The organism is Bradyrhizobium sp. UFLA05-89 (assembly GCF_059803475.1).
Genome location: NZ_JBANBA010000020.1, coordinates 27,687 through 48,935, shown reverse-complemented (window position 1 = coordinate 48,935; position 21,249 = coordinate 27,687). Strand labels below are relative to the sequence as shown.

Here is a 21,249-nt window from a genome sequence, read left to right as displayed (position 1 = left end):
CGATGACGTGGGAGCGTGCCCAGATCAGGGGCGGGAGTTTTTGATGGCGGTGGCACGACGGTCGGTGCAATCGGGATTTTCGCGGCTCACCGAGGCTTTGAGCGATCCGGCGCGCGAGGCCATGGTAAGTGCGCTATTCGGCGGCAAGGCTTTGCCTGCCGGCGAGCTGGCATCGCTTGCCGGCGTGTCGCCACAGAGTGCCAGCGCGCATTTGCAGAAGCTGACGGACGCGCGCCTGCTCACGGTGTGGCAGCAGGGCCGTTTCCGGTACTATCGGATCGCCGACGATGAGGTCGCGGGCCTGATCGAGAACCTCGTCAATCTTGCTGCCAGGGCTGATCATGTCGAGCGAACGCGACGCGTGCCGACGCCGTTCCGGCAGTCGCGGACCTGTTATTGCCATCTCGCCGGCCAGCTCGGCGTGGCGCTGCTGGACGGTTTGGTGTGTCGCGAACTGATCACGCTGCGCGGCCGGGACGGCTCTCTCACTGGGCAGGGCTTGGCCTGGTGTCGCACCGAGAAGATCGACTTCAAGCCGGGCCGGGATCCTCACATGCGCCTCTGCAACGATTGGACCGAGCGTGTTCCACATTTGGCGGGCCCGTTTGCCAACGCGCTGCTGAAGCGGCTGGTCGAAACGCACGCGCTCGCGCCGCATCGCATTCCACGCGCGCTTCGTCTCACGCCGAAGGGGCGCGCCTTCTTCGAGCGGCTTGGCGTCCCCGTTCCGTTCTGACCTGCCGATGACATCGGCGGACCCGGCATGTAGCATTGGGCTGCCGCCGATCGTCCTCGAACAGGAGCGCCTTTCAGGAGGAACTTATGTGCCGCAACATCAAGACGCTGTTCAATTTCGAGCCGCCGGCGACAGAGGACGAGATCCAGGCCAGCGCGCTGCAATTCGTGCGAAAACTGTCCGGCTTCAACAAGCCGTCGCAGGCCAATGAGGCGGCGTTCGATCGCGCGGTGACGGAGGTGTCCGAGGCCGCGCGGCGGCTCCTGACATCGCTGCATACGCATGCGCCGGCGCGGGATCGTTCGGCGGAGGCCGAGAAGGCGAAGGAGCGCTCGCGGCTGCGCTTTGGCTAAGGGCTTTGCGTGATCTGGCTCACGGTCCCTTGTGACGCGGGTTGCGATGATGATCGCCGGGGTTTTTTCGAGCGAACCCGGAGCACGACCATGAGCCGCCCCCTGATCTCTTTGAAAGCCGGTGCCGTCATCTTCACGGTGCTGTGGACCGCCTGGATGATGTGGTGGAGCGGTTCCTATAGCAGTGCCAACCTCGTCATCCTGGCGGTCTGTGGCGCGGCGGTCGGCTACGTCTGGTACCGCGCCATGCGCTGGCAGTTCGAGCGCATGGGTATGCTGCCGCACAAGGATGATCGTTCCGCGCTGTAGGCGCGGGCCGCGCCTATTTGTCCTTGTTGCCGTGCTTCTTCTTTTTCTTCTTTTTCCTGTGGCCGTCCTCGTCCGTCTCCTCGCTCGCGTCGTCAACGAAGATATCGGCATTGCCATCGTCCTGGACGGCGGCTTCCAGCGCCTCGCGCTCGGCGGCTTCGCGCTCGCGCTGGCGCCGCCGCTCGTCCCAGGCATCAAAGAGCTGCTCCAGCCATGGCAGCACTTGCTCAATCGAGGGCAACTGACCGGGCGGACCGGGTTCGCCGCGCGGGCCTTGCGGGCCGGCCGGTCCCTGCGGTCCGGCTGCTCCTTGCGCGCCGACGGGGCCTCGCGAACCGGCTTCGCCTGGCTTGCCTTGCGCACCCGGCTTGCCCTGCGGTCCGGCCTTTCCGACCGGTCCGGGCTTGCCCTGCGGCCCCGGCTTGCCGCGCTGACCGTCCGGGCCGCGCCGTCCGGGATGTCCCTGCGGGCCCGCCCGTCCCGGCTCGCCCTGCCGTCCACGCGGACCCTGAAGTCCCTGTCGCCCTTGCCGCCCCTGATCGTCTGCCACGCCGCTACTCCTGATCGAGAAGCCCGTTAATTAGCGGCGTTTCACGACAGCAGCAATTGTGCGGGCCGGGTTGCCGTGCTTGATCAACATCAATCGGCGGCGCGGCAAGCCATGGCATTGGATCGCTTGTGCGCGAGATTACCCCCCAAGCAGAGCCGTCGATGACCGCGGCATGGAAGATCCTCTTGCTGTTCATGCTGGTTTTCGCGATCGCCGCCGGGCTCGAGCACGTCCTCGTGCCGGACATCGTCCCGATCGCCTTTGCCGAAGAGCCGCAGCCGTCATGGATGGTCATGACCGCCTTCCTGCTGCGCGCGGTCGAGCTGACCGCGGCTATCGTCGCGGCGCTGTCGTTCTCGATCGCGCTTGGCGTGACGCTCAGGGGATGGTGGCGCCGCCGCGCCGCGTCCTAATCGTGATAGGCGGGCACGTCGATGCCTTCGGCCGCGTAGATCCGGATTTTGTTGCGAAGTGTGCGAACGGAAAGGCCGAGCACGCGCGCGGCGCGCGTGCGGTTGCCGTCGCAGCGGGCGAGCGTCTGGAGCACGAGCTCGCGCTCGATCTCGCCGACAGTCGCGCCGATCAGAAGTGGAACGATTTCATTGGGGGTAAGAAGCTGCGTAGGCGACGCGGACGCAGCAGAGTGAACAATGGTCATTAACGCACCTCCCGACCAACGCCCGCTTCCGTCTATGGAAGCGGATCGAGAACAAACGACCCCAAGCCGTAATTCTACGGTGGGCGGGTTTGGTTAACGGATGGTTAACAACGACGGAATGCACCAGATGACCTTGGGATAACCGCAAAGCGGCCGCCATTGGCACAAGCTGCGTAGTGATGTGAATAAGTCGTCGCTGCCTCTGGAATACAGGATCCCCGGTCCCTCGCGGGGGTGACACCGGGCAAGAACGCTGTGCCCGATCACAACGTCCTGCAGCCGCCGTCCAGCATCATGATCGAGCCGGTGACGCAGCTTCCTCGACTCTTTTTTCTGGCGTTGACGACAAGCTGATTCAAAGCCGAACCAATCGAAACGCCAAGCCACTTCTGCGCGTTGCTGTCATCCCGTTTTGGATGCCGCGCAATTTGGACGAAGCGCATGGACCCGCATATCAGACATTGGAAGCTCGCGATCGAGCGCTGCATGTCGGCGCCCGAGCCCGATTACGGCAAGACGGCCGAGATCGTCGCGGAAATCGCAGGCGCGAGCCGCGATGAGACGCTGCGGCAGGCGGCAACCCAGGTGCTGGCGAGCCTGCGCCACGCCGCGGCCAAGTCGGCGCCGCGCAGCGTCCGGGAGATCGCCCGGCAGCGGATCGGCATGGTTCAGGACGCCCTGCACGTCGCGACCGCACCAAAATTCGGCAAGCGTGGCCGCGACACGACGGTCAGGCCTCATTGAGGAGCCGGTGCAGGCAGAAATTCGCGCCGGATTCGTGTCGAAGTTTCGCGAAAGGCTAACCCGAAATTAAGACGTCGGAAACGCCGCGCTTGGCATACTCGCTTTCGTTGCTAAGTGTTGCGCGCATGATGGACCGGATTGAATCCTGGAAGCTGGCCCTCGAACGCTTGCGGACCGCCCACACCCTCGACTGGGACGAGGCGGGCCGGCTTGCGGCCGAGATCGCGCGTGCGAGCACCGACACGACGCTGCGCCAGGCCGCCGAGCAGGCGATCCCGATCCTGCGCCAGGCCGCCCATGACGGGCAGGCCCACGACATCACGGTGGCGGCGCAGCGCCGCCTCAGTGTCGTGCTCGAGGTCATCCACGGCCTGACCGCGCCGCGCTTCGGCCGCCGCAGTGCAATGCCAAAGAAGCTGACTAACGAGGAACGCGCGCGCCGCACGCTAGGCCTGCCGCTTGCGGTGCAGCTCACCTGCGACGACATCCACCAGGCCTATCGCCGTCTCGCCAAGACTATGCATCCCGACCGCGGCGGCAGCGAGCAGGCCTTCCTCGACCTCGCCGCCGCGCGGGACGTTTTGATCCATCCCGGCGCAAACAAGGACGCGTGAGGCGTCAGCTTCTGTTCACGCAGCTCGGATAGGGCGCCTTCTCGCCCGCGACGATCGGGCAGAGGTCGATCGGGCGCAGCTGGCGCAGGCGCGCGGGCCATTTCTCGTCATCGAGCGGCGGCTTGCCGGCGGCGGGTCCCCGCTCGGCCCATTGGATCGTGTAGTAATCGGCGTCGCCCTTCAGCGCGATCAGCAGCGCGGTTTCGCTGTGGCGCTCAGGGCCGGTGTCGACGCTGCCGCAGCCGATCACGGCGATGAAGGCATCGGAGTCGCCGAACCTGGTGGTGCCGAGCGCCTTCGCGGCAAAACTCTCGGGGCAGGCTGATTTGAAGCCGCCGGCGATGTTGCCGGCGAATTTCTCCGGCGTGAGCGACGGATTGCCTGCGACGCCTTTCTCGCCGGCGACCGTGATCATCTGCGTCCAGGCCTGCGCGCTCTCGCCCTTGAGCACGGCCTCGCGGATGTAGTGGCCGCCCCTGGTGTTCTCGAACACCGCGGCAAAATTCGACGGCATCGCAAAGCTGACGAGCTGGCTGAAGATCGGCGAGATCACGCGGAAGGATTGCGGGGCCTGCGCTTGCGCCGGCATCGTCAACCCCACGAGCGAAAGGCCGAGAACCGCGGCCTTCGTCATTGTCGCGCGCATCAAACTGTCTGCCTTGTCAAAATGCAGAGGGCAAGGACGCGGCTTGCGCCCTTGCCCGCTACTAAGGGTTCGCCGATCGACGATGGCTTTTAGAGGGTGCAGTGACCCTTCTTCAGCGCATGCTCCTTCAGGGCGAGCGCGTCGACGAAGGTCGGAACGGAGCCGCTGACGCGGTGATAGTCGGACGGCCACGGCGTGGTCGGAAGGCTCTCGTCCCAGATCTGGCAAATGCCGGTGTTCTGCCAGCGGATCAGGTGATAGCCGGCGGCTTCAGCAGGGCTGGTGGCAACGAAGGCAGCAGCAACGCCGACAGCGGCACACAGCATGGAAAAACGACGCATGATAGCTCCTCAAATGAACGATGTGATGCTCCTCCCGACAATGTCTGGGGAGGCGTGGCGCGAGCCGTTTGGAGGATGCGGCCCGGACACCAGTTGAGTAGTTCCCTGGGCGCAACAGGTTCAAAGCAGGGGCGGTGGAAATCGCAGGAATTCGGCTTGAAACGAGGGGCATCGAGGCCGCCAACGAAAAGGCGGATGACGCTGTCCGCGCATCCGCCTCGCAAAATCGTTGCTCTTTGCTTTCCGCTTACAGCGTGCAGCGGCGCTCGCCCCGCAGCTTCAGCTGCACGTCATTGGCGGCGGTGAACGTCGGGAACGACTTGCTGACCACCTTGTAGGTCGATGGCCACTCCGTCGGCTTGTAACGCAGGTCCTCGTTCCAGATCTGGCAGATGCCGGTGTTGTCCCAGCGGATCACGTAATAACCGACCTTTGCCGACGCCGGCACGGCAAAGACCGATGAGGCGATGCCAGCGACGGCACAAACACTAAGAACGCGACGCATTGAAATATCCCCTTGCTGATGCGTGAAGTCCGCGAAACTCGTGCGGCAAAAGCAGGCCCGTTGCAAGCCGATGCCGCCGTGATTCACGCATATGTCAGTTGCGAAGAGTGAGGACCAGAGATCGTGCCGGGATCTCAGGTCATGCCGTGGAAACATATCGTTGCAACAATCCCGTCATTGCGAGCCACCGGGTCCGCGCAAAGCGCGGCCCGATGACAGGCTCCGCGAAGTGCTCCTCGCAATGACGATGTGGAGGCGCTGGTGCGCTGCTGCTTGCGACCGGCATCCGCCGCTCACTTCGCCAGCGACGCCACCGCCTCGATCTCGATCAGCATCCTCGGATCAGGGAGCGCGTGCACCACGCACGTGGTGCGCGCCGGATAGGGCGGCGGTCCGAGCGCGCCGGCATAGAGCGCGTTCATCGCTGCGACATCGGAGGCGCGGGTCAGCAGCACGTTGACCTTGGCGAGATCGTGCGTCGAGCTGCCGGCCTCCGTCAGCACCCGCTTGATGTTGATGACGACGTTGGCGAACTGCGCCTCGAAGCCTTCAGGCAGCGCGCCGTGGGCATCGAAGCCGGGAATGCCCGAGATGAACAGCAGATCGCCGACGCGGGTGGCAAAGGACAGCGGCGGCGCCTTGACGTGCGGCGGCGGTGCGAAATGCTGGATCGGCATGGGGACCTCCGAGCCCGAATAATGGATGGTGCAGCCTAACTGCATGTGAGCGACTTGCAATGACATCCCTCCATGGTCGGAAGGCCGCCTCGGCCCCCGCCGACAAAAATGTCGAAAACAACCCCATGCAAAGTAGAAATCGGCGGAAAGATGATATTCGGGAAGGCCGAAAAGACGGTTGACACGTCGGGCAAATCACCAGCACAATTCCATGCTGTACCCACCCGCGGGCAGGGTGCCGCGTGCAAGACACGTGAGCTTGCACTGAAGCTTCCACAACGTCATGGCCGGGCTTGCCCCGCCCATCCACGCATCGCCTACTGCACGAAGAATGTGGATGCCCGGGACAAGCCCGGGCATAACGAGCTCAAGTTGAGGCTCATATGCGATCGCGCCGCCTGCGGAGCCCCGAACTGGAGAGGGAGCATGTGGAGCAAGCGGGGAGGGGCGTGCGCGCGGTGCCTCCTGCTGTCGCCTGCCGAACATTTTGCCGCCGCGATCGATCGGGTAAATTCGCGCGTCCTGATTCGCTTTCCGTTGCCAAACATTTTTCGGAGCCGCTCATGAAGTTCTCATCCACCCTCCGCGCCGCGCTGGTCGCCATCGCCGCTTTCGCGGGCCTCTCCACCGCCGCGCAGGCCGACAGCGGCTTCGTGACGCTGACGATCTACAAGGCGGGCTGGATCATCGGCGGCTCGGGCGGGTCGGGCGTCCTGAACTTCCGCGGCCGCTCCTATCCGCTCTCGACCGGCGGCCTCGACTACGGCCTTGTGTTCGGCGGCTCCAGGACCGTGCTGCGCGGCCGCGTCTCCAACATCTTCCGTCCCTCGGATGTCGCCGGCGTCTACGGCGCCGCCGGTGCCGGCCTTGCGGTGGGTGCCGGCGCTAGGGCCATCGTGCTCACCAACCAGAAGGGCGCGGTGCTTGAGCTCTCCGGCACGCAAGTCGGCCTGATGGCGAACGCGGACCTCAGCGGTCTTGCGATCACGATGCGGTAGGGGGCTGGGTTGTAGGGCGGGCAAAGGCGCGAAGCGCCGTGCCCACCATCTTTCCTTGACCGAGGCAGAAGTGGTGGGCACGCTTCCGCCTTCGCTCTTCGAGCTACGGCGGACAAGTCGCTTTGCCCGCCTACGAACTGACCGCCGCATGAATCCGCTCGCAATGCGTGACGAGATTCTCGTGCGCATCGACGAAGGCCTTCAGCGGCGTCGGGATCGGGAAGAAGTGGATGTTGGCGAGAAAGCCATAGATGCCGGCATCGACGCTGGTCGGCGCCGCCCCGTGCACGAAACCCTGCGCTGGCACGATCTCGGCCAACACCTCAAGATCCGCGAGCCCGCGCGCATAGGCCTGCTCCGGCGTGTAGCGGCCGATCCCCTGATAATAATAGCGCTGCGCGTTGTAGGCCTTCGCCTTCTCCAGCCCCTCGGCATTCACTTTCGGATGCTGCACCATGAATGCATCGCAAAACGCCTGGACGTAGCGCTCGTCCTTCCAGCGCGAATAGGACATCACCCAGTAGAGATCATCCAACATGCGCGTGACGAGGAGATTGGTCCGGCGCTGCTCCGGTGACAGGCCGGCGTCGATGGTCAGGCGATATTTCCCGATTGCGTGCGAGATGATGGTCTCGCTGTCGCCGATCGTCTCGCCGTCATCGACGACATAGGGCAACTGCCCGCGTGGCGCGGCGGACGCATCGAATACGTGCTCGTGCACGAACGGCACGCCGGCTAGCTTCAGGAAGGCGTAGACCTTGAGGCCGTAGCCGTTGTTGTCGGCGACACCGAACAGTTCGGGGTAGGAATAGAGGGTCAGCATGGGTGGCGCTCCCCATTGTTCTACGGAAGCAGCATGCAAGGGCTTTGCGGCGGAAGCAATGGGGGGCGTCCGGCGTGGGGGTCCGTCATGGTTTCAGAACCTCATGGTGAGGAGGCGCGTAGCGCCGTCTCGAACCATGAAGGCCACGCTATCGCCCGTGGCCATCCTTCGAGACGACCGCTTCGCGGTCTCCTCAGGATGAGGTCGGAGCGTGGAGCGCAGCGACCCACGCCGCAAGCTCGCGCCAGGGCTGCAACGTCCAACTACCGGACGCAGCGCCGGACGGAGAGGCGAGCACGAACACGTCGGGAAATTGCCCGGCAGCCTGCTGCCTCCCAGCGAAATCATTGCGGACGGCTTTCCGTAGAACAAGCTCGCAGCCTTCTTGCTGGTGATGGCAATCGTCTTCGGACGATACCGCTCCATCTTGATCCGAAACCCCGCCACGTCGATCGAGGCTGCCGGGATCTGGTGATCCATTCCCGCACCCGACTTGGAGAGATCGGTGAAGCCGATCCCGAGCGCGAGCAGTGCGGCGAACTCGCTGGGTTGATAGAGCCGTGGTGTAATGCCGGTCTCGTGGAGGGTGCGCCAGAAGCGGTTGCCGGGATGGGCGTAATAGTGCCCGAGGCTGGCTGAGCGCGTGCTGGCGGCGGTGCCGACGAAGACGAGGCGGAGGTTGGGGCGGAACTGATCGGGGAGGCGGTCGGAGTTGCTGTCGGGCATCTCAGTCGGGTCAATGAGTTGGTTCAATTGCACCGCATATGGCGCGGTGCAGGGGCCATTGCGCATTGCATTTTGCCGAATAGAATCACATCAGCATCGCTCCGTGAGAGGTTCAAGATGGCCATCAATAACGACAAGATCGACGGCGCGGCGTTGGCGTTGCTTTATTTGACTCTGCACGATGACTATCGTGCATGGAAGGGCATGGATTGGGACGTGCTCGGCCGCCTGCATGACAGGGGGATGATCCTCGACCCCGTCGGCAAGGTAAAGTCTGTCGTGTTCACGGACGAGGGACGCGAACGGGCGAAAGCGCTGTTCAACGAACTGTTCGACGAATAAGAGCTTGCGATGATCCGCGAAGAATTGGTGGCCGCCTATGCGGCACCTGGCCGCCACTATCATAACCTCGCGCATATCGAGGACTGTCTTGCAGCGCTCGCAGGGGTGGACGGTCTGTCTGCGGCCGAGCGCGAGATTTTGTCCGAAGCGATCTGGTGGCACGACGTTGTCTACGATCCGACCCGGTCGGATAACGAAGAGCTCAGCGCGCAACTGGCCGAAGGGCACGTCGGCGCCGATATCAGCCACGAGGTCGGCCGCTTGATCCGCCTGACGAAAACGCACGAGGTCGAGGCGGATGATCGCCTTGGAGCGATCCTGATCTCGATCGACCTCAGCATCCTCGGTGCAGAACCTGCGCGCTACGACGCCTATGCCGCCGCCATCCGGCAGGAGTTCATCCATGTCAGCGATCCCGACTATCGCGCCGGCCGCGCCAGGGTGCTTAGCCAGTTCGCCGCCCGCCCCGTTATCTATCCCGATGCAGGCTTCGCCGCGATATATGATCGCCGCGCCCGCGACAATCTCGCGCGTGAATTGGCTTCCTTGAGCTGAGGCTGCGCTCGCTGTCGCTTGGGTGCTTCTCTGCGGGCGTCAAATAGAAAGCCGGGCTTTCGCCCGGCTTCTTCACTGTCGAAGGTTGCCCGGGGCAAGCCCGGATAGGGAGTGGAGCGCATCACAACGCCCGGTTACTCTCCTTCACCTTCTCCGCATCCAGATACACGTTGCTCCCCATCTCCTTGAACTTCTCGCTCATCTTGGCCATGCCGTCTTCGATGGTACCGGCCACGGACATCCCCACGCTGTTCGGATCGTTCAACGTCGCCGCGTAATCCCGCACGTCCTGCGTGATCTTCATCGAGCAGAACTTTGGGCCGCACATCGAGCAGAAGTGCGCGACCTTGTGGGCTTCCTTCGGCAGGGTCTCGTCGTGGAAGCTTTTTGCGGTGTCGGGGTCGAGGCCGAGGTTGAACTGATCGGTCCAGCGGAATTCGAAACGGGCGCGCGAGAGCGCGTCGTCGCGAAGCTGGGCGGCCGGGTGGCCCTTGGCGAGATCAGAGGCGTGCGCGGCGATCTTGTAGGTGATGACGCCGGTCTTGACGTCGTTGCGGTCGGGCAGGCCGAGATGCTCCTTCGGCGTGACGTAGCAGAGCATGGCGCAGCCGAACCAGCCGATCATGGCGGCACCGATGCCTGACGTGATGTGGTCATAGCCCGGCGCGATGTCGGTGGTCAGCGGTCCAAGCGTGTAGAACGGCGCCTCGCCGCACTCCTTGAGCTGCTTGTCCATGTTGATCTTGATCTTGTGCATCGGCACGTGGCCGGGGCCTTCGATCATGACCTGGCAGCCCTTGTCCCACGCGATTTTTGTCAGTTCGCCGAGCGTTTCCAGTTCGGCAAATTGCGCGCGGTCGTTCGCGTCGGCGATCGAGCCCGGACGCAATCCATCGCCCAACGAGAAGGAGACATCATATTTGCGCATCAAGTCGCAAATTTCGTCGAAGTGGGTGTAAAGAAAACTCTCCTTGTGATGCGCCAGGCACCACTTCGCCATGATCGAGCCGCCGCGCGACACGATGCCGGTGACGCGGTTGGCGGTGAGGTGGATGTATTGCAGGCGCACGCCGGCGTGGATCGTGAAGTAGTCGACGCCTTGCTCGCACTGCTCGATCAGCGTGTCCTTGTAGAGCTCCCAGGTGAGCTGCACCGGATCGCCGTTGCACTTCTCCAGCGCCTGGTAGATCGGCACAGTGCCGATCGGCACCGGCGAGTTGCGCAGGATCCATTCGCGCGTGGTGTGAATGTTGCGGCCCGTCGAGAGGTCCATCACGGTGTCGGCGCCCCAGCGGATCGCCCACACCATCTTCTCGACCTCCTCCTCGACCGACGAGGTCACGGCCGAGTTGCCGATATTGGCGTTGATCTTGGTGAGGAAGTTGCGGCCGATGATCATCGGCTCGAGCTCACTGTGATTGATGTTGCTCGGGATGATGGCGCGGCCGCGCGCGATCTCTGAACGAACGAACTCCGGCGTGATGAAAGCCGGCACCGCTGCGCCGAAGCTTTCGCCATCGGCCAGCGCTTGCTCGGCGCGCTCGAGCTGCTGCTTGCGGCCGAGGTTTTCGCGTGCGGCAACGTAGATCATCTCCTTGGTGATGATGCCTGCGCGGGCGAATTCGAGCTGCGTGATCTTGTGGCCGTCGAGGCCGCGCAGCGGCTTGTGGTAGGCGGAGAAGGCGCGCGCGGCCTTGTCGGTGGAGACGCCGCCATTGTCCTCCGGCTTGATCGTGCGGCCCTCATATTCCTCGACGCCGCCGCGCTCCAGCACCCAGGCCTTGCGGTTGCGGGCAAGGCCGGCGTTGACATCGATCGTCACGCTCGGATCGGTGTAGGGGCCGGAGGTGTCGTAGACCGGCAGGTTCGGCTCGCCGGCGCCTTCCGAGAGGATGATCTCGCGGAGCGGCACGCGCAGATCGGGCGCGGCTTCCGGGGAGGCGAAGATTTTTCGCGAGGAGGGCAGCGGGCCGGTGGTGACGGCGGGGATGGTCTTGTCGGGGTTGGAGCGGATGTTCATGGGATCCTCCTTACTGATTCGTTGGCATCGCTGCGCGAGAGACAAATACCGCTGTCATCCCCGCCACCGGGTCTCGCCTTCGGCGAGCCCGATGACAGGCTCCAGCGGGGATCGAGTATTCCAGAGGCGGCGATGGGATACGGAGAGGCCGCGGCGTACTGGATCGCCCGATCAAGTCGGGCGATGACGGCGGAGTGTGGGGTGCGAGGGCTCGGAAAGAGGGCATCACGCAGCCTCCTTGCTACTGAGCCCAAGCCATTGTTTGACCCGGGCATCGGGGTCGGCGTTTTGCGTGACATCGCTGACGACGGCAATGGAATCCGCGCCCGCTGCAAAGATCTCCGCGGCATGCTCGAACTTGATGCCGCCGATCGCAACCAGCGGGATGGTGCCGACGCGCTTCTTCCATTCGGTGATCTTTGGAATGCCCTGCGGTTCGAAGCGCATCGATTTCAGCGTGGTGAAGAAGATCGGGCCCAGCGCGACATAGTCGGGCTGCGCGTCAAGCGCCGTCGCAAGCTCCGCATCGTCATGGGTGGAGATGCCGAGCGTCAGGCCGGCATCGCGGATGGCCTTGAGGTCGGCGTCGACCAGGTCCTCCTGGCCGAGATGCAGATGCTTTGCGCCCGCGACGATCGCCGCGCGCCAATAATCGTTCACGACGAGCCTGGCTGGCGTGTCTTTCGTCACCGCGAGCGCATCGCTGACGATCTGGAGCGCTTCGGCGTCGTTGAGATTCTTGGCGCGGAGCTGGATCGTGCCGACGCCGAGCTTGGCCAGGCGCTCGACCCAGGCGAGGCTGTCGACGACGGCGTAGAAGGGATCAGGATACGCGTTGCGATCAGGATACGGCATGCCAGAACGGGGTCCCAACGACAGGGGTTGACGGGGAGGCGAAGTCGCGGGCGTCCATCAGCCCGGCTTCATAAGCGGTGCGGCCGGCCTCGACGCCGAGGCGGAAGCCGTTCGCCATCGCCACGGGATCGGCGGCTTTGGCGATCGCGGTGTTGAGCAGCACGGCGTCATAGCCGAGTTCGAGCGCATGCGCCGCGTGGCTCGGCGCGCCGATGCCGGCATCGACGACCAGCGTGATGTCGGGCAGCCGCTCGCGCAGCAGTTTTAGCGCGTCGCGGTTGGTGATGCCCTTGGCGCTGCCGATTGGCGCTGCCCACGGCATCACCACCTTGCAGCCGGCGTCGACCAGCCGGTTCGCGACGGAGAGATCCTCGGTGCAATAGGGGAAGACTTCAAAGCCGTCCTTGATCAGGATGGCGGCGGCTTCAACCAGGCCGATGACGTCGGGCTGGAGCGTGTCGTTGTCGGCAATCACCTCCAGCTTGATCCAGCTGGTGCCGAACAATTCACGCGCGAGCTTTGCGGTGGTCACTGCCTCGCGCACGCTGCGGCAGCCGGCGGTGTTCGGCAGCACCGTGACGTCGAGCTCGCGGATCAGGTTCCAGAAGGCATCGCCCGTCTTGCCGCCCGCGGCCTCGCGGCGCAACGACACGGTGACGATGTTCGAGCCCGATGCGCGGATCGCCGCCTGCATGATCGCCGGCGAGGGATAGAGCGCGCTGCCGATCAGCAGGCGGGAGGCGAAGGATTTGCCGTAGAAGGTCACCATGTCGAAGGTGTCTCCTCAATTGACGCTGTCGTCCTGGCGAAGGCAGGGACCCATAACCACGGGGCTTTGATGTGACGGTCGGTCGTTCCCCTCATGCAGCTGTCATCCCCGCGAAGGCGGGGATCCAGTATTCCAGAGGCGGCGCGGCTAGAACCGAGAGGCCGCGGCGTACTGGATCGCCCGGTCAAGCCGGGCGATGACAGCGGAGTGTGGGGTGAGTTGGCCATCATCCCATCACCCTCCCTGCCGCGGCGTGATGATCTCGATCTCGTCGCCGTCCCTGAGGCTCGCCTCGGCCCAGCGGCTTTTCGGTACCACGTCGTAATTGAGCGCTATCGCGAAATGCGTGCCCTCGTAGTCGAGCTCGGTGAGCAGCGCGTCGACGCTCACTGAGTTTACCTCGCGTTGCTCGCCGTTGATGATCAAACGCATTGGACGATCACGCGCATTGCATCACCTCATTGTCGATCTGGCCGCGCTCGATGTAGGCGAGCGTCAGCTCGGCGAGTGCCGGCGCGAGCAGGAAGCCATGACGGTAAAGCCCGTTGACGGCGATCCTGTCGCCGCGAACGCCGATGCGCGGCAGATTGTCTGGAAAGGCTGGACGAAGACCGGAGCCGAATTCGACGATGCGGGCTTCGCCGAAAGCGGGATGCACCGCATAGGCCGCGCCGAGCAGCTCCAGCGCCGAGCGGACGCTGACGCCGGTGTCCTCGGCCTCGATCGAGGTCGCGCCGAGCATGAACAGGCCGGCCTCGCGCGGGATCACGTAGAGCGGCCAGCGTGGATGGATCAGCCGGACCGGGCGGGCGAGCTGCACCTCGCTGGTCTCGATCAGGATCATCTCGCCCTTGACGCCGCGCAACTCCGATTGTTCCTCTCGCGCGGCAAGCCCGCGGCAGTCGATCACGATGCCGTCGAGATCCCCGGCGCTGACGTCGCTGGAAAACTTGATGGTGCCGCCGGCGGCGCGGATGCGCTCGTGCAGCTTTGGCAGCACGCGGCGCGGCTCGACATGGCCCTCGGTCGGGAAGAACAGCGCCTCGCGGAAACGTCCCTCAAGTGACGGCTCGAGCGCGGCAAGGCCGGCGGCGTCGAGCCGCTGATGGCCCTCAGTCATCCTCGCAAAGCGCTCGAAGTCGTTGCGCTCGCGCGGGAGCGCCACGACCAGCGAGCCGTTGAACGGGGTATCCGGCAGCTCGCGCCGCCAGATGTCGAGGGAGCGCAGGCCAAGCCGGCTGATGATGGGCTCGGCCACCTCGGCCTCGCAATAGGGCGCGAGCATGCCGCCGGCCCAGTGGCTGGTGGCGTCCGTCATGGCCGCGTCACTGCGCTCATGCAGAGTGACGGCGTGGCCAGCCTGCGCGAACAACAGCGCCTGCCAGGCCCCCGCGATGCCTGCGCCGATAATGGAAACCGGTGAATCCGGTCGTTTGGTCGTCTGGTACATCCCTGTCCCTTCGCCGGCATGACCCGGATCAGGTTCAAAGGGTCACCGCGGTCCTGGGTGTTCCCACCCATTTAGCGGTATCTCAGCTCCTCCTCGGAGCACCCCTCGGAACGGCGCTAATGTATGCCAGTGACGCTGTGTGTCAACGTGGTATCCCCAATCGTGCCCCGGACGCAACGCGGCAGCGGTGCGCCGCAGAGCCGGGCCCCACAAGGAGGGAACTGCTGGGTCCCGGCCCTGCGCAGCAGCGTTTCACGCTGCAGCGCGTCCGGGACACGAAAGCTACTTCCGGGCCTGCGCCCTTGCGTTGGCGAGGTTTCGTGCCACACGCTTGTGTGGGGCGGACATGATGGGCTGCGGATTGCCGTTCGGCTCGAGCCAGGCATTGCCGAACGCATCGCCCTGCTGCGCCATCTGCATCCGCTGCTGCTTTGCGGCGTAGTAATAGCCGCCTGCATAATAACGAATAGCTCGGCCGTAATCGCCATTGGCGGCGCGATAAGCGCCGGCGAGATATTTCACGGCATAGGTGAGATTGGTCTCGGGATCGCGCAGGCCGGCAGCATCCCCGGTGTAGCCGACGCCGCGCGCGGTCGCGAGCTTGATCTGCATCAGCCCGATCGTGCCGCCATGGCCGATCAGATGCGGCTGATAGCGGCTTTCACGCACGATGACGCGATGTACCAGCGCCTCCGGCACGCCGTTCGCGCGCGCGTGCGCCGCAACCATCTCGGCATATTCCGCTTCGCCCGCGACTGCAGCGTGAGGCAATGACAGTCCAGCCGCGATTGCGGCGGCAACGATTAAAGTTTTCATCGAACATCTCTCGGTCGAATTGACCTGCGTCCGCTCGCGTTAGGCCTGTGGAACACGGCGATGATGTGGCGAAACGCCGCCGTCAAAGATTTCGGTCGCGCCGTCGTCTTTACGACTTAAACATGCGTTAAGTTCGCTGCAGGTGAGGTGCAACAGACTGGGGCCGCACGCGACAGCGGACCTGTCCATTCGCGCATCTGCCCAACAACATATAAGAAACACGCATCGGGAGAGGTGTCATGACCAGATCAGATTTGATGCAATCAGACCTGACTCACTCTGACCTGATCCAATCGGACATCGGCGAGATTCCCAGGCAAAACCCATGCGCGCAATGCGGCACGCCGATCGCGCACCCCGACTGGATCGAGCCGGGCAATGGCCGGGTCTCCTATCTCTGGAAATGCCGCGCCTGCGGCTATCGCTTCGAGGCGATCGCGATCTACGACGAGCCGGTTCACGAGCACGCGCTCGCCGCCTGAAGCTGCGCGCATGATCTCCTTACACCTCTCCCCGCTGGGGAGAGGTGGCTATCACGCCGCCAGGCGGTTCGGTTGCCAGATCGGCAGCTGCATGCGCACGGTCAGGCCGTTCGGCTGGCGATCGTGCAGCGACAGCTCGCCGCCATGGGCGACCGCGATCGCACGTGCGATCGACAGCCCGAGCCCGAAGCCGGTGGTGTCGTCCATGTTGCGCGCGTCGTCGCCGCGCACGAACGGCTCCAGCATCTCCTGCTTGCGCTCGTCGGAAATGCCGGGGCCGTCGTCCTCGACATCGATGGTGAGCGTGGTACCGGAGACCTCGAGGCGGATCGTCACCTCGGCGCCGAAGCGCACCGCGTTCTCGACGAGGTTGGTGATGCCGCGATGCAGGTCGTCTGGACGCGCCGCGGCGGTAGCCTGCGCGGGGCCGTCGTAATGCACGGTATGACCCATGTCGGCGAACTGGTCGGCGATCAGCTGCAGCGTGCTTGCGATGTCGACCAGCGTCACCGCCTCCATCCTGCGGTCGTTGCGCAGCAGCGAGAGCACCGATTCCAGCATCGCCCGCATCTGGTCGAGGTCGACCAGCATGCGCTTGCGATGCGTCTCGTCCTCGATGAACTCGGCGCGCAGGCGCAGCCGCGTGATCGGCGTGCGTAGGTCATGGCTGATCGCCGCCAGCATCTTGGTCCGGTCGGCCATCAGTCCCGCGATCCGCTCCTGCATGCGGTTGAGCGCGCGCGCGACCGAGCGGATCTCCTCGGGCCCGCGCTCGGGCAGCGGCTCGGCGGTGCCGTCGAGGCTGAAGCCTTCGGCGGCGCGCGCAAAGGATGACAGCGGGCGAGCGAGCGCATGCGCTGCCCACAGGCCCAGCATGGTGACGCTGATCAGCGCGAATAGCAGCGTGATCGTCCAGGGATTGGCCCAGAAGCGCGGCGGATGATCAGGTTCGACGTGCCCGGCGATCGTCGTGCCGTCGGGCAATTCGACTCCGAGGCGATGCACGCCGCCTTCAGGCGCGAGCGTCATCACCTTGTAGCCATGGCCGAGATGCCGGCGCATGCCATGCAGATGCGGACCTTCGGTGTCCTCGACGACTGTGGCCGTGCCGGGTGCGAGCACCTCGAGATCAAGCTTCGGGAACGCGCGGGCGATGTCGGCAAGCAGCCGCGGCCGCTCCTCGCTTGCGGCGCCGCCGAGCAGCAGTGCGGCATCCGCGAGGTGATGCGCGCCGTCGGGCGGCATCTCGGCGCGGTCCGGCCGGCTGATCAGGAAGCTGGCGGTCAGGATCAAATGAAGCGCGATGATCGACGCCACAACGAGGGCGGCGATCTGTCCGCCGATGCTCCTGAGATGGAAGAACCCGAACAAACTCATGGCGGGGCGCTCGAGATCAGCTGTTCAGGGGCGCCGCAACCGCTTCCGTCCTCGGCGTGAACAGATAGCCGCCCGAGCGCACCGTCTTGATGATGGTGGGATCCTGCGGGTTGGGTTCGATCTTGCGGCGGATGCGACTGACCAGCACGTCGATGGAGCGCTCGAACGAGCCGGTGGCGCGGCCCTGCGTGAGGTCCAGAAGGCTGTCACGCGACAGCACGCGGCCGGGCCGCTCGCAGAAGGTGCGCAGCAGGTCGAACTCCGCGCTCGTCATCGCGACGCGCGCGCCGTCGGGGTTGCGCAACTCGCGCAGCCGCAGGTCGATGCGCCAGCCCTCGAAGGCCAGCGTGCTCGCGCCTTCGATCGAGCTGGCGGCCTGCGCCGCAGCCTGCCGGCGCAGCACCGCGTTGATGCGCGCCAGGAGCTCGCGCGGATTGAACGGTTTCGGCAGGTAGTCGTCCGCGCCCATCTCGAGCCCGACGATGCGATCGACGTCCTCGCCGCGCGCGGTCAGCATGATGATCGGCGTCTGCGCCTCCGAGCGCACCTTGCGGCAGAGGCTTAAGCCGTCCTCGCCGGGCAGCATGACGTCGAGGATGATCAGGTCGACGCGATGGTCGGCCATCGCGCGCGTCATCTCGCGGCCGTCGCTGACGGCGGTGACGTTGCAGGCGTTGTTGCGCAGATATTTCGCAATCAACGTCCGGGTTTCGCGGTCGTCCTCGACGACCAGGATGTTGGGCGAAGGAATGGCCATGTGCTCTGTTTGTCGGAGATTCGGTCTGAAGGGCGAAGTTTTTTGTTTCCGGATGTTTCTAAAGGCGCTTTCCGCAACGTCCGGCAACGTCTTGAAAGGGGGACGGCAAGGTCTCGTTAAGCCCATTAACCATACCGTGACGCCGTCAGTTAAGGAACCCCGCAAAACCCACGGAGCCATCATGACTTCGATCTCGGCGGCCTCCGCCGGCACCTACCAGTCGCCGCTGCAGCGCTTGCAGCAGGAATTGCAGTCCGAGGTCTCCGCCGGCACGATCTCCTCGTCGGATCAATCCGCGCTGTCGACCGCGCTCACCGATATCGATTCGGCGATCCAGCAGAGCCGCTCGAGCGATACGTCCAGCGGCACCACATCCTCGCCGGAGGACATGAAGTCGAAGATCGACGACCTTATCGCCAACGAGGTCTCGAACGGTACGCTGACCTCCGACCAGGCCACCGAGTTGAAGGGCGTGTTCCAGTCCGCCTTCGCCAACGGCCCGGGCGGTGCGGGTGGTCCGGGAGGCGCGGGCGGACCGCCGCCCGGCCCGCCGCCGGACGACAGCTCGTCGGCCTCGTCCAGCTCCTCGACGGATTCGACCAGCAGCACCTCGAGCGACGGCACGACCACCGCCGAGATCCTCCAGCAATTCCTCCAGGCGCTCCAGCAATCGATATCGTCGTCGACGTCGTCCTACGGCGCTTCCGGAAATGCGAACAGCTCGTCGAGCAGCTCGCAGATCTCCGCACTGCTCATCGACTACAAGACCTGACCGCGACGCCAGGTCGGCGCAGTCCCCGTCGTCTCTCACGCGTCTCCCAGGGCGCGCGACGAGTCGGCGGGGAACTGTGCATGGCCTTCGTGTTCGATTCAAAATCTTCTCGTTGCGGAACCTGCTTCGTGATGCAACACGCGCGAAACGTGCGACGAAATTGCCGCAGGTTTGGAACTGTCGGACGACGTGCGTGGTTCTCTCCACACAAGTTTTCGATGAAGGAGAGGACACCATGTTGATCAAATCGATCGCGGCCGGCCTTGCCGGTTCCGCGCTGCTTGCAACCGTCGCGTTCGCCCAGAATCCGACGACCACTACCGACAAGGCACCGAACGCGGCCGCCACGACGACGACAACGACAACGGCCTCGGGTGACTGGCGCGCGTCGAAGGTGGTGGGCTTGAAGGTCTACAACGACGCCAATGAGAGCGTCGGCTCGATCAACGATCTGTTGATGGACAAGAGTGGCAACATCAAGCTCGTCGTGCTCGGCGTCGGCGGCTTCCTCGGCATGGGCGAGCACCTTGTCGCCGTTCCGTTCGACAAGGTGAAGTTCTCGACCGAGCCGGTATCCTACAGCGGCACAGCCAGCAACACCAAGCCGCCTGGCAGCCCGCCAGCGAGCACGACCACGGGCGCCGCGCCGAGCACCGCGCCTGCCGCCGCGTCATCGACGTCGAAGTGGTACCCGGACCACGCCGTGTTCAACGCGACAAAGGACGATCTGAAGAAGATGCCGGAGTTCAAGTACTCCGAGTAGTGCGGCTCAGTTGACGTTCAAACGCAACGCGCCCGGTTTGTCCGGGCGCGTTGTCGTGTATCTCCTTACGTGGATATCGCCCCTCACCCTGAGGAGCCGCGTAGCGGCGTCTCGAAGGGCGAGGCCACCAGCGGGGCCTTCATCCTTCGAGACGCTTGCTTCGCAAGCTCCTCAGGATGAGGATTGGCCGTTCCCTAGCGTCGCGGATCGCGCCTCCAATCGGCCTAGTGCCCCACCAGCGGGCAGCCGCCCTTGTCGAGCGGACGGAACGCCTCGTCGCCCGGCACGGTGGCGATCAGCTTGTACAGGTCCCACTCGCCCTTGGATTCCTCGGGCTTCTTGACCTCGAACAGATACATGTCGTGGACCATGCGGCCGTCGATGCGGATCTTGCCGTTCTTGGCAAAGAAGTCGTTGATCGGGGTGGCGCGCATCTGCTCCATCACCTTCGGGGCATCGTCGGTCTTGATGGCCTCGATCGCCTTCAGATAGTGCATGGTCGCCGAATAGAGTCCGGCCTGGATCATGGTCGGCATGTGCCCGACCTTGTCGTTGAAGCGTTTTGAGAAGGCACGCGTCTCGTCGTTCATGTCCCAATAGAAGGCATCGGTGACGATCAGGCCCTGCGTCGCCTTGATGCCGAGCGAGCGCGTGTCGGTGATTTCCTGCAATAGTGCGATCATCTTCTGGCCGCCTTGCGTGAGGCCGAACTCGGACGCCTGCTTCAGCGCGTTGGTGGTGTCGCCGCCGGCATTGGCCAGCGCCACCACCTTGGCCTTGGAGGCCTGTGCCTGGAGCAGGAAGGAGGAGAAGTCGGAAGAGTTGAGCGGATGGCGGACGTCGCCGAGCACCTTGCCGCCGCTCTCCTTCACGACGTTGGCGGCGTCGCGCTCCAGCGCCTGGCCGAAGGCGTAGTCGGCGGTGACGAAGAACCAGGTGTCCTCGCCGCGCTTCACCATCGCCTTGCCTGCGACGTTCGACAGCGCGTAGGTGTCATAGGTCCAGTGCACCGTGTTGGGCGAGCATTGGGCGCCCGTGATGTCGGACGAGCCGCCGCCGGAATTGATGTTGATCTTGTTTTTCTCCCGCGTCAGCGCGGAGATCGGCAGCGCTACGGATGAGGTCGGCACGTCGAAGATCGCATCGACCTTCTCGTTGTCGTACCAGTTGCGCGCGATGTTGACGCCGACGTCGGGCTTGTTCTGATGGTCGGCGGCGACCACCTCGACCGGCTTGCCGGCGACCTTGCCGCCATAATCGGCGACGGCCATCTGCACCGCGGCGAGCGAGCCCTTGCCGGTGGCGTCCGCATAGAGGCTCGACATATCCGTGAGCACGCCGATCTTGACGACGTCGTTGGAAATCTGCGCCTGCGCGGCGCCGCCGCTGGCCGCGAGGGCGACGGACGCCGCGACCGCGGCAAACAGTTTATGCATGGTTGTTCTCCCTGAGCGTTATTCTTTGGGCTTATTCACGGGAATGGTTCTAGCGGCAATCAGCGGCCGCAGCTAAGCGATCCCGGTCATGGCCGGATGCAAAAAGGGAAGGGGCCTGTTCCGTCATTCGGGGCTCTCGCTATCGCGCGCCCCGGAATGACGATGGGCACCAGCG

General features: G+C 64.5%; 29 protein-coding genes, 1 pseudogene and 1 riboswitch. Of the genes and pseudogenes, 12 read left to right on the top strand and 18 right to left on the bottom strand.

Features of this window, described 5'->3' with window-relative positions; all coding sequences use genetic code 11:
* Nucleotides 1-43 precede the first annotated feature (43 nt).
* The 3 genes from SO139_RS13455 to SO139_RS13445 all read left to right on the top strand — a co-directional run bounded on the left by SO139_RS13455 (nt 44) and on the right by SO139_RS13445 (nt 1,398).
* The gene (locus SO139_RS13455; protein ID WP_449381861.1) at nt 44-736 is read left to right on the top strand and encodes an ArsR/SmtB family transcription factor; all 693 of its coding nucleotides are present in this window, start codon (nt 44-46) and stop codon (nt 734-736) included.
* An 86-nt stretch (nt 737-822) separates the two neighbouring features.
* Entirely contained in the window at nt 823-1,089 is a 267-nt protein-coding gene (locus tag SO139_RS13450; protein WP_449381860.1) for a DUF2277 domain-containing protein, read from the top strand.
* A gap of 90 nt (nt 1,090-1,179) precedes the next feature.
* On the top strand, nt 1,180-1,398 hold the full coding sequence (locus SO139_RS13445; protein WP_449381859.1) for a hypothetical protein: 219 nt from the start codon (nt 1,180-1,182) through the stop codon (nt 1,396-1,398).
* A gap of 13 nt (nt 1,399-1,411) precedes the next feature.
* On the opposite strand, the gene SO139_RS13440 is transcribed toward SO139_RS13445, so the two are convergent.
* The gene (locus SO139_RS13440; RefSeq protein ID WP_449381858.1) at nt 1,412-1,948 is read right to left on the bottom strand and encodes a collagen-like domain-containing protein; all 537 of its coding nucleotides are present in this window, start codon (nt 1,946-1,948) and stop codon (nt 1,412-1,414) included.
* Between the two features lie 161 nt (nt 1,949-2,109).
* Here SO139_RS13440 and SO139_RS13435 point away from each other — a divergent pair, with 161 nt between their 5' ends.
* Entirely contained in the window at nt 2,110-2,361 is a 252-nt protein-coding gene (locus tag SO139_RS13435; RefSeq protein ID WP_449381857.1) for a hypothetical protein, read from the top strand.
* Here the strand turns inward: SO139_RS13435 and SO139_RS13430 are convergent.
* The gene (locus tag SO139_RS13430) at nt 2,358-2,606 is read right to left on the bottom strand and encodes a helix-turn-helix domain-containing protein (RefSeq protein WP_449381856.1); all 249 of its coding nucleotides are present in this window, start codon (nt 2,604-2,606) and stop codon (nt 2,358-2,360) included. The genes SO139_RS13435 and SO139_RS13430 overlap by 4 nt on opposite strands.
* 263 nt (nt 2,607-2,869) lie before the next feature.
* Entirely contained in the window at nt 2,870-3,049 is a 180-nt protein-coding gene (locus SO139_RS13425) for a hypothetical protein (protein ID WP_449381855.1), read from the bottom strand.
* Here SO139_RS13425 and SO139_RS13420 point away from each other — a divergent pair.
* Nucleotides 3,048-3,350, top strand: a complete 303-nt coding sequence (locus tag SO139_RS13420; RefSeq protein WP_449381854.1) for a hypothetical protein — start codon at nt 3,048-3,050, stop codon at nt 3,348-3,350. The two genes, SO139_RS13425 and SO139_RS13420, sit on opposite strands and share 2 nt — an antisense overlap.
* A 125-nt stretch (nt 3,351-3,475) precedes the next feature.
* Nucleotides 3,476-3,964 carry a DnaJ domain-containing protein gene (locus tag SO139_RS13415; RefSeq protein WP_449381853.1) on the top strand — a complete coding sequence of 163 codons (489 nt, stop codon included), beginning with the start codon at nt 3,476-3,478 and terminating at the stop codon, nt 3,962-3,964.
* 4 nt (nt 3,965-3,968) lie between these two features.
* On the opposite strand, the gene SO139_RS13410 is transcribed toward SO139_RS13415, so the two are convergent.
* From SO139_RS13410 to SO139_RS13395, 4 genes are all read right to left on the bottom strand, one after another.
* Nucleotides 3,969-4,610: a hypothetical protein gene (locus SO139_RS13410; RefSeq protein WP_449381852.1), complete on the bottom strand. Its 642-nt coding sequence runs from the start codon at nt 4,608-4,610 to the stop codon at nt 3,969-3,971.
* Nucleotides 4,611-4,699: 89 nt separating this feature from the next.
* Nucleotides 4,700-4,951, bottom strand: coding sequence for a hypothetical protein (locus SO139_RS13405; RefSeq protein WP_449381851.1), 252 nt, complete (start codon nt 4,949-4,951; stop codon nt 4,700-4,702).
* 247 nt (nt 4,952-5,198) lie between these two features.
* Entirely contained in the window at nt 5,199-5,456 is a 258-nt protein-coding gene (locus SO139_RS13400) for a hypothetical protein (protein ID WP_449381850.1), read from the bottom strand.
* Nucleotides 5,457-5,749: 293 nt separating this feature from the next.
* On the bottom strand, nt 5,750-6,133 hold the full coding sequence (locus SO139_RS13395) for a RidA family protein (protein ID WP_449381849.1): 384 nt from the start codon (nt 6,131-6,133) through the stop codon (nt 5,750-5,752).
* A gap of 563 nt (nt 6,134-6,696) precedes the next feature.
* Here SO139_RS13395 and SO139_RS13390 point away from each other — a divergent pair.
* Entirely contained in the window at nt 6,697-7,131 is a 435-nt protein-coding gene (locus tag SO139_RS13390) for a hypothetical protein (protein WP_449381848.1), read from the top strand.
* Nucleotides 7,132-7,261: 130 nt separating this feature from the next.
* Here the strand turns inward: SO139_RS13390 and SO139_RS13385 are convergent, their stop codons facing one another.
* On the bottom strand, nt 7,262-7,954 hold the full coding sequence (locus tag SO139_RS13385; RefSeq protein ID WP_449381847.1) for a glutathione S-transferase family protein: 693 nt from the start codon (nt 7,952-7,954) through the stop codon (nt 7,262-7,264).
* Nucleotides 7,955-8,147: 193 nt separating this feature from the next.
* Nucleotides 8,148-8,680, bottom strand: a pseudogene (locus SO139_RS13380) (mismatch-specific DNA-glycosylase).
* Between the two features lie 117 nt (nt 8,681-8,797).
* Between SO139_RS13380 and SO139_RS13375 the strand changes: the two are divergent.
* Nucleotides 8,798-9,022 carry a DUF6429 family protein gene (locus SO139_RS13375; RefSeq protein ID WP_449381846.1) on the top strand — a complete coding sequence of 75 codons (225 nt, stop codon included), beginning with the start codon at nt 8,798-8,800 and terminating at the stop codon, nt 9,020-9,022.
* 9 nt (nt 9,023-9,031) lie between these two features.
* A complete protein-coding gene (locus tag SO139_RS13370) occupies nt 9,032-9,577 on the top strand; it encodes an HD domain-containing protein (protein ID WP_449381845.1) in 546 nt (181 codons plus the stop codon).
* A gap of 121 nt (nt 9,578-9,698) precedes the next feature.
* Here the strand turns inward: SO139_RS13370 and thiC are convergent, their stop codons facing one another.
* From thiC to SO139_RS13340, 6 genes are all read right to left on the bottom strand, one after another.
* Nucleotides 9,699-11,597, bottom strand: coding sequence for a phosphomethylpyrimidine synthase ThiC (gene thiC / locus SO139_RS13365; RefSeq protein ID WP_449381844.1), 1,899 nt, complete (start codon nt 11,595-11,597; stop codon nt 9,699-9,701).
* Between the two features lie 225 nt (nt 11,598-11,822).
* Nucleotides 11,823-12,452: a thiamine phosphate synthase gene (locus SO139_RS13360; RefSeq protein WP_449381843.1), complete on the bottom strand. Its 630-nt coding sequence runs from the start codon at nt 12,450-12,452 to the stop codon at nt 11,823-11,825.
* Nucleotides 12,439-13,221 (bottom strand): thiazole synthase, encoded by a 783-nt coding sequence (locus SO139_RS13355; RefSeq protein ID WP_449381842.1) that lies wholly within the window; start codon nt 13,219-13,221, stop codon nt 12,439-12,441. The genes SO139_RS13360 and SO139_RS13355 overlap by 14 nt, the downstream gene beginning before the upstream one ends.
* 234 nt (nt 13,222-13,455) lie before the next feature.
* Complete coding sequence (gene thiS / locus SO139_RS13350) at nt 13,456-13,653, bottom strand: sulfur carrier protein ThiS (protein WP_449381841.1); 198 nt, start codon at nt 13,651-13,653, stop codon at nt 13,456-13,458.
* Nucleotides 13,654-13,660: 7 nt separating this feature from the next.
* The gene (locus SO139_RS13345; RefSeq protein ID WP_449381840.1) at nt 13,661-14,671 is read right to left on the bottom strand and encodes an FAD-dependent oxidoreductase; all 1,011 of its coding nucleotides are present in this window, start codon (nt 14,669-14,671) and stop codon (nt 13,661-13,663) included.
* A riboswitch (TPP riboswitch) is annotated at nt 14,659-14,787 on the bottom strand. (Overlaps the previous gene by 13 nt.)
* Nucleotides 14,788-14,953: 166 nt before the next feature.
* Nucleotides 14,954-15,487 carry a transglycosylase SLT domain-containing protein gene (locus SO139_RS13340; RefSeq protein ID WP_449381839.1) on the bottom strand — a complete coding sequence of 178 codons (534 nt, stop codon included), beginning with the start codon at nt 15,485-15,487 and terminating at the stop codon, nt 14,954-14,956.
* Between the two features lie 239 nt (nt 15,488-15,726).
* Here SO139_RS13340 and SO139_RS13335 point away from each other — a divergent pair, with 239 nt between their 5' ends.
* Entirely contained in the window at nt 15,727-15,969 is a 243-nt protein-coding gene (locus tag SO139_RS13335; protein ID WP_449381838.1) for a hypothetical protein, read from the top strand.
* A 51-nt stretch (nt 15,970-16,020) separates the two neighbouring features.
* Here SO139_RS13335 and SO139_RS13330 read toward each other — a convergent pair whose 3' ends face one another.
* Together SO139_RS13330 and SO139_RS13325 are read right to left on the bottom strand one after the other, a co-directional pair.
* Nucleotides 16,021-17,346 carry an ATP-binding protein gene (locus SO139_RS13330; protein WP_449381837.1) on the bottom strand — a complete coding sequence of 442 codons (1,326 nt, stop codon included), beginning with the start codon at nt 17,344-17,346 and terminating at the stop codon, nt 16,021-16,023.
* Nucleotides 17,347-17,362: 16 nt separating this feature from the next.
* A complete protein-coding gene (locus tag SO139_RS13325; RefSeq protein ID WP_027522390.1) occupies nt 17,363-18,103 on the bottom strand; it encodes a response regulator in 741 nt (246 codons plus the stop codon).
* A gap of 181 nt (nt 18,104-18,284) precedes the next feature.
* Between SO139_RS13325 and SO139_RS13320 the strand changes: the two genes are divergently transcribed.
* Both SO139_RS13320 and SO139_RS13315 read left to right on the top strand, forming a co-directional pair.
* The gene (locus SO139_RS13320) at nt 18,285-18,875 is read left to right on the top strand and encodes a hypothetical protein (protein WP_449381836.1); all 591 of its coding nucleotides are present in this window, start codon (nt 18,285-18,287) and stop codon (nt 18,873-18,875) included.
* A gap of 235 nt (nt 18,876-19,110) precedes the next feature.
* A complete protein-coding gene (locus SO139_RS13315) occupies nt 19,111-19,638 on the top strand; it encodes a PRC-barrel domain-containing protein (RefSeq protein ID WP_449381835.1) in 528 nt (175 codons plus the stop codon).
* Nucleotides 19,639-19,862: 224 nt separating this feature from the next.
* Here the strand turns inward: SO139_RS13315 and SO139_RS13310 are convergent, their stop codons facing one another.
* Entirely contained in the window at nt 19,863-21,074 is a 1,212-nt protein-coding gene (locus tag SO139_RS13310) for an ABC transporter substrate-binding protein (RefSeq protein WP_449381834.1), read from the bottom strand.
* Nucleotides 21,075-21,249 lie beyond the last annotated feature (175 nt).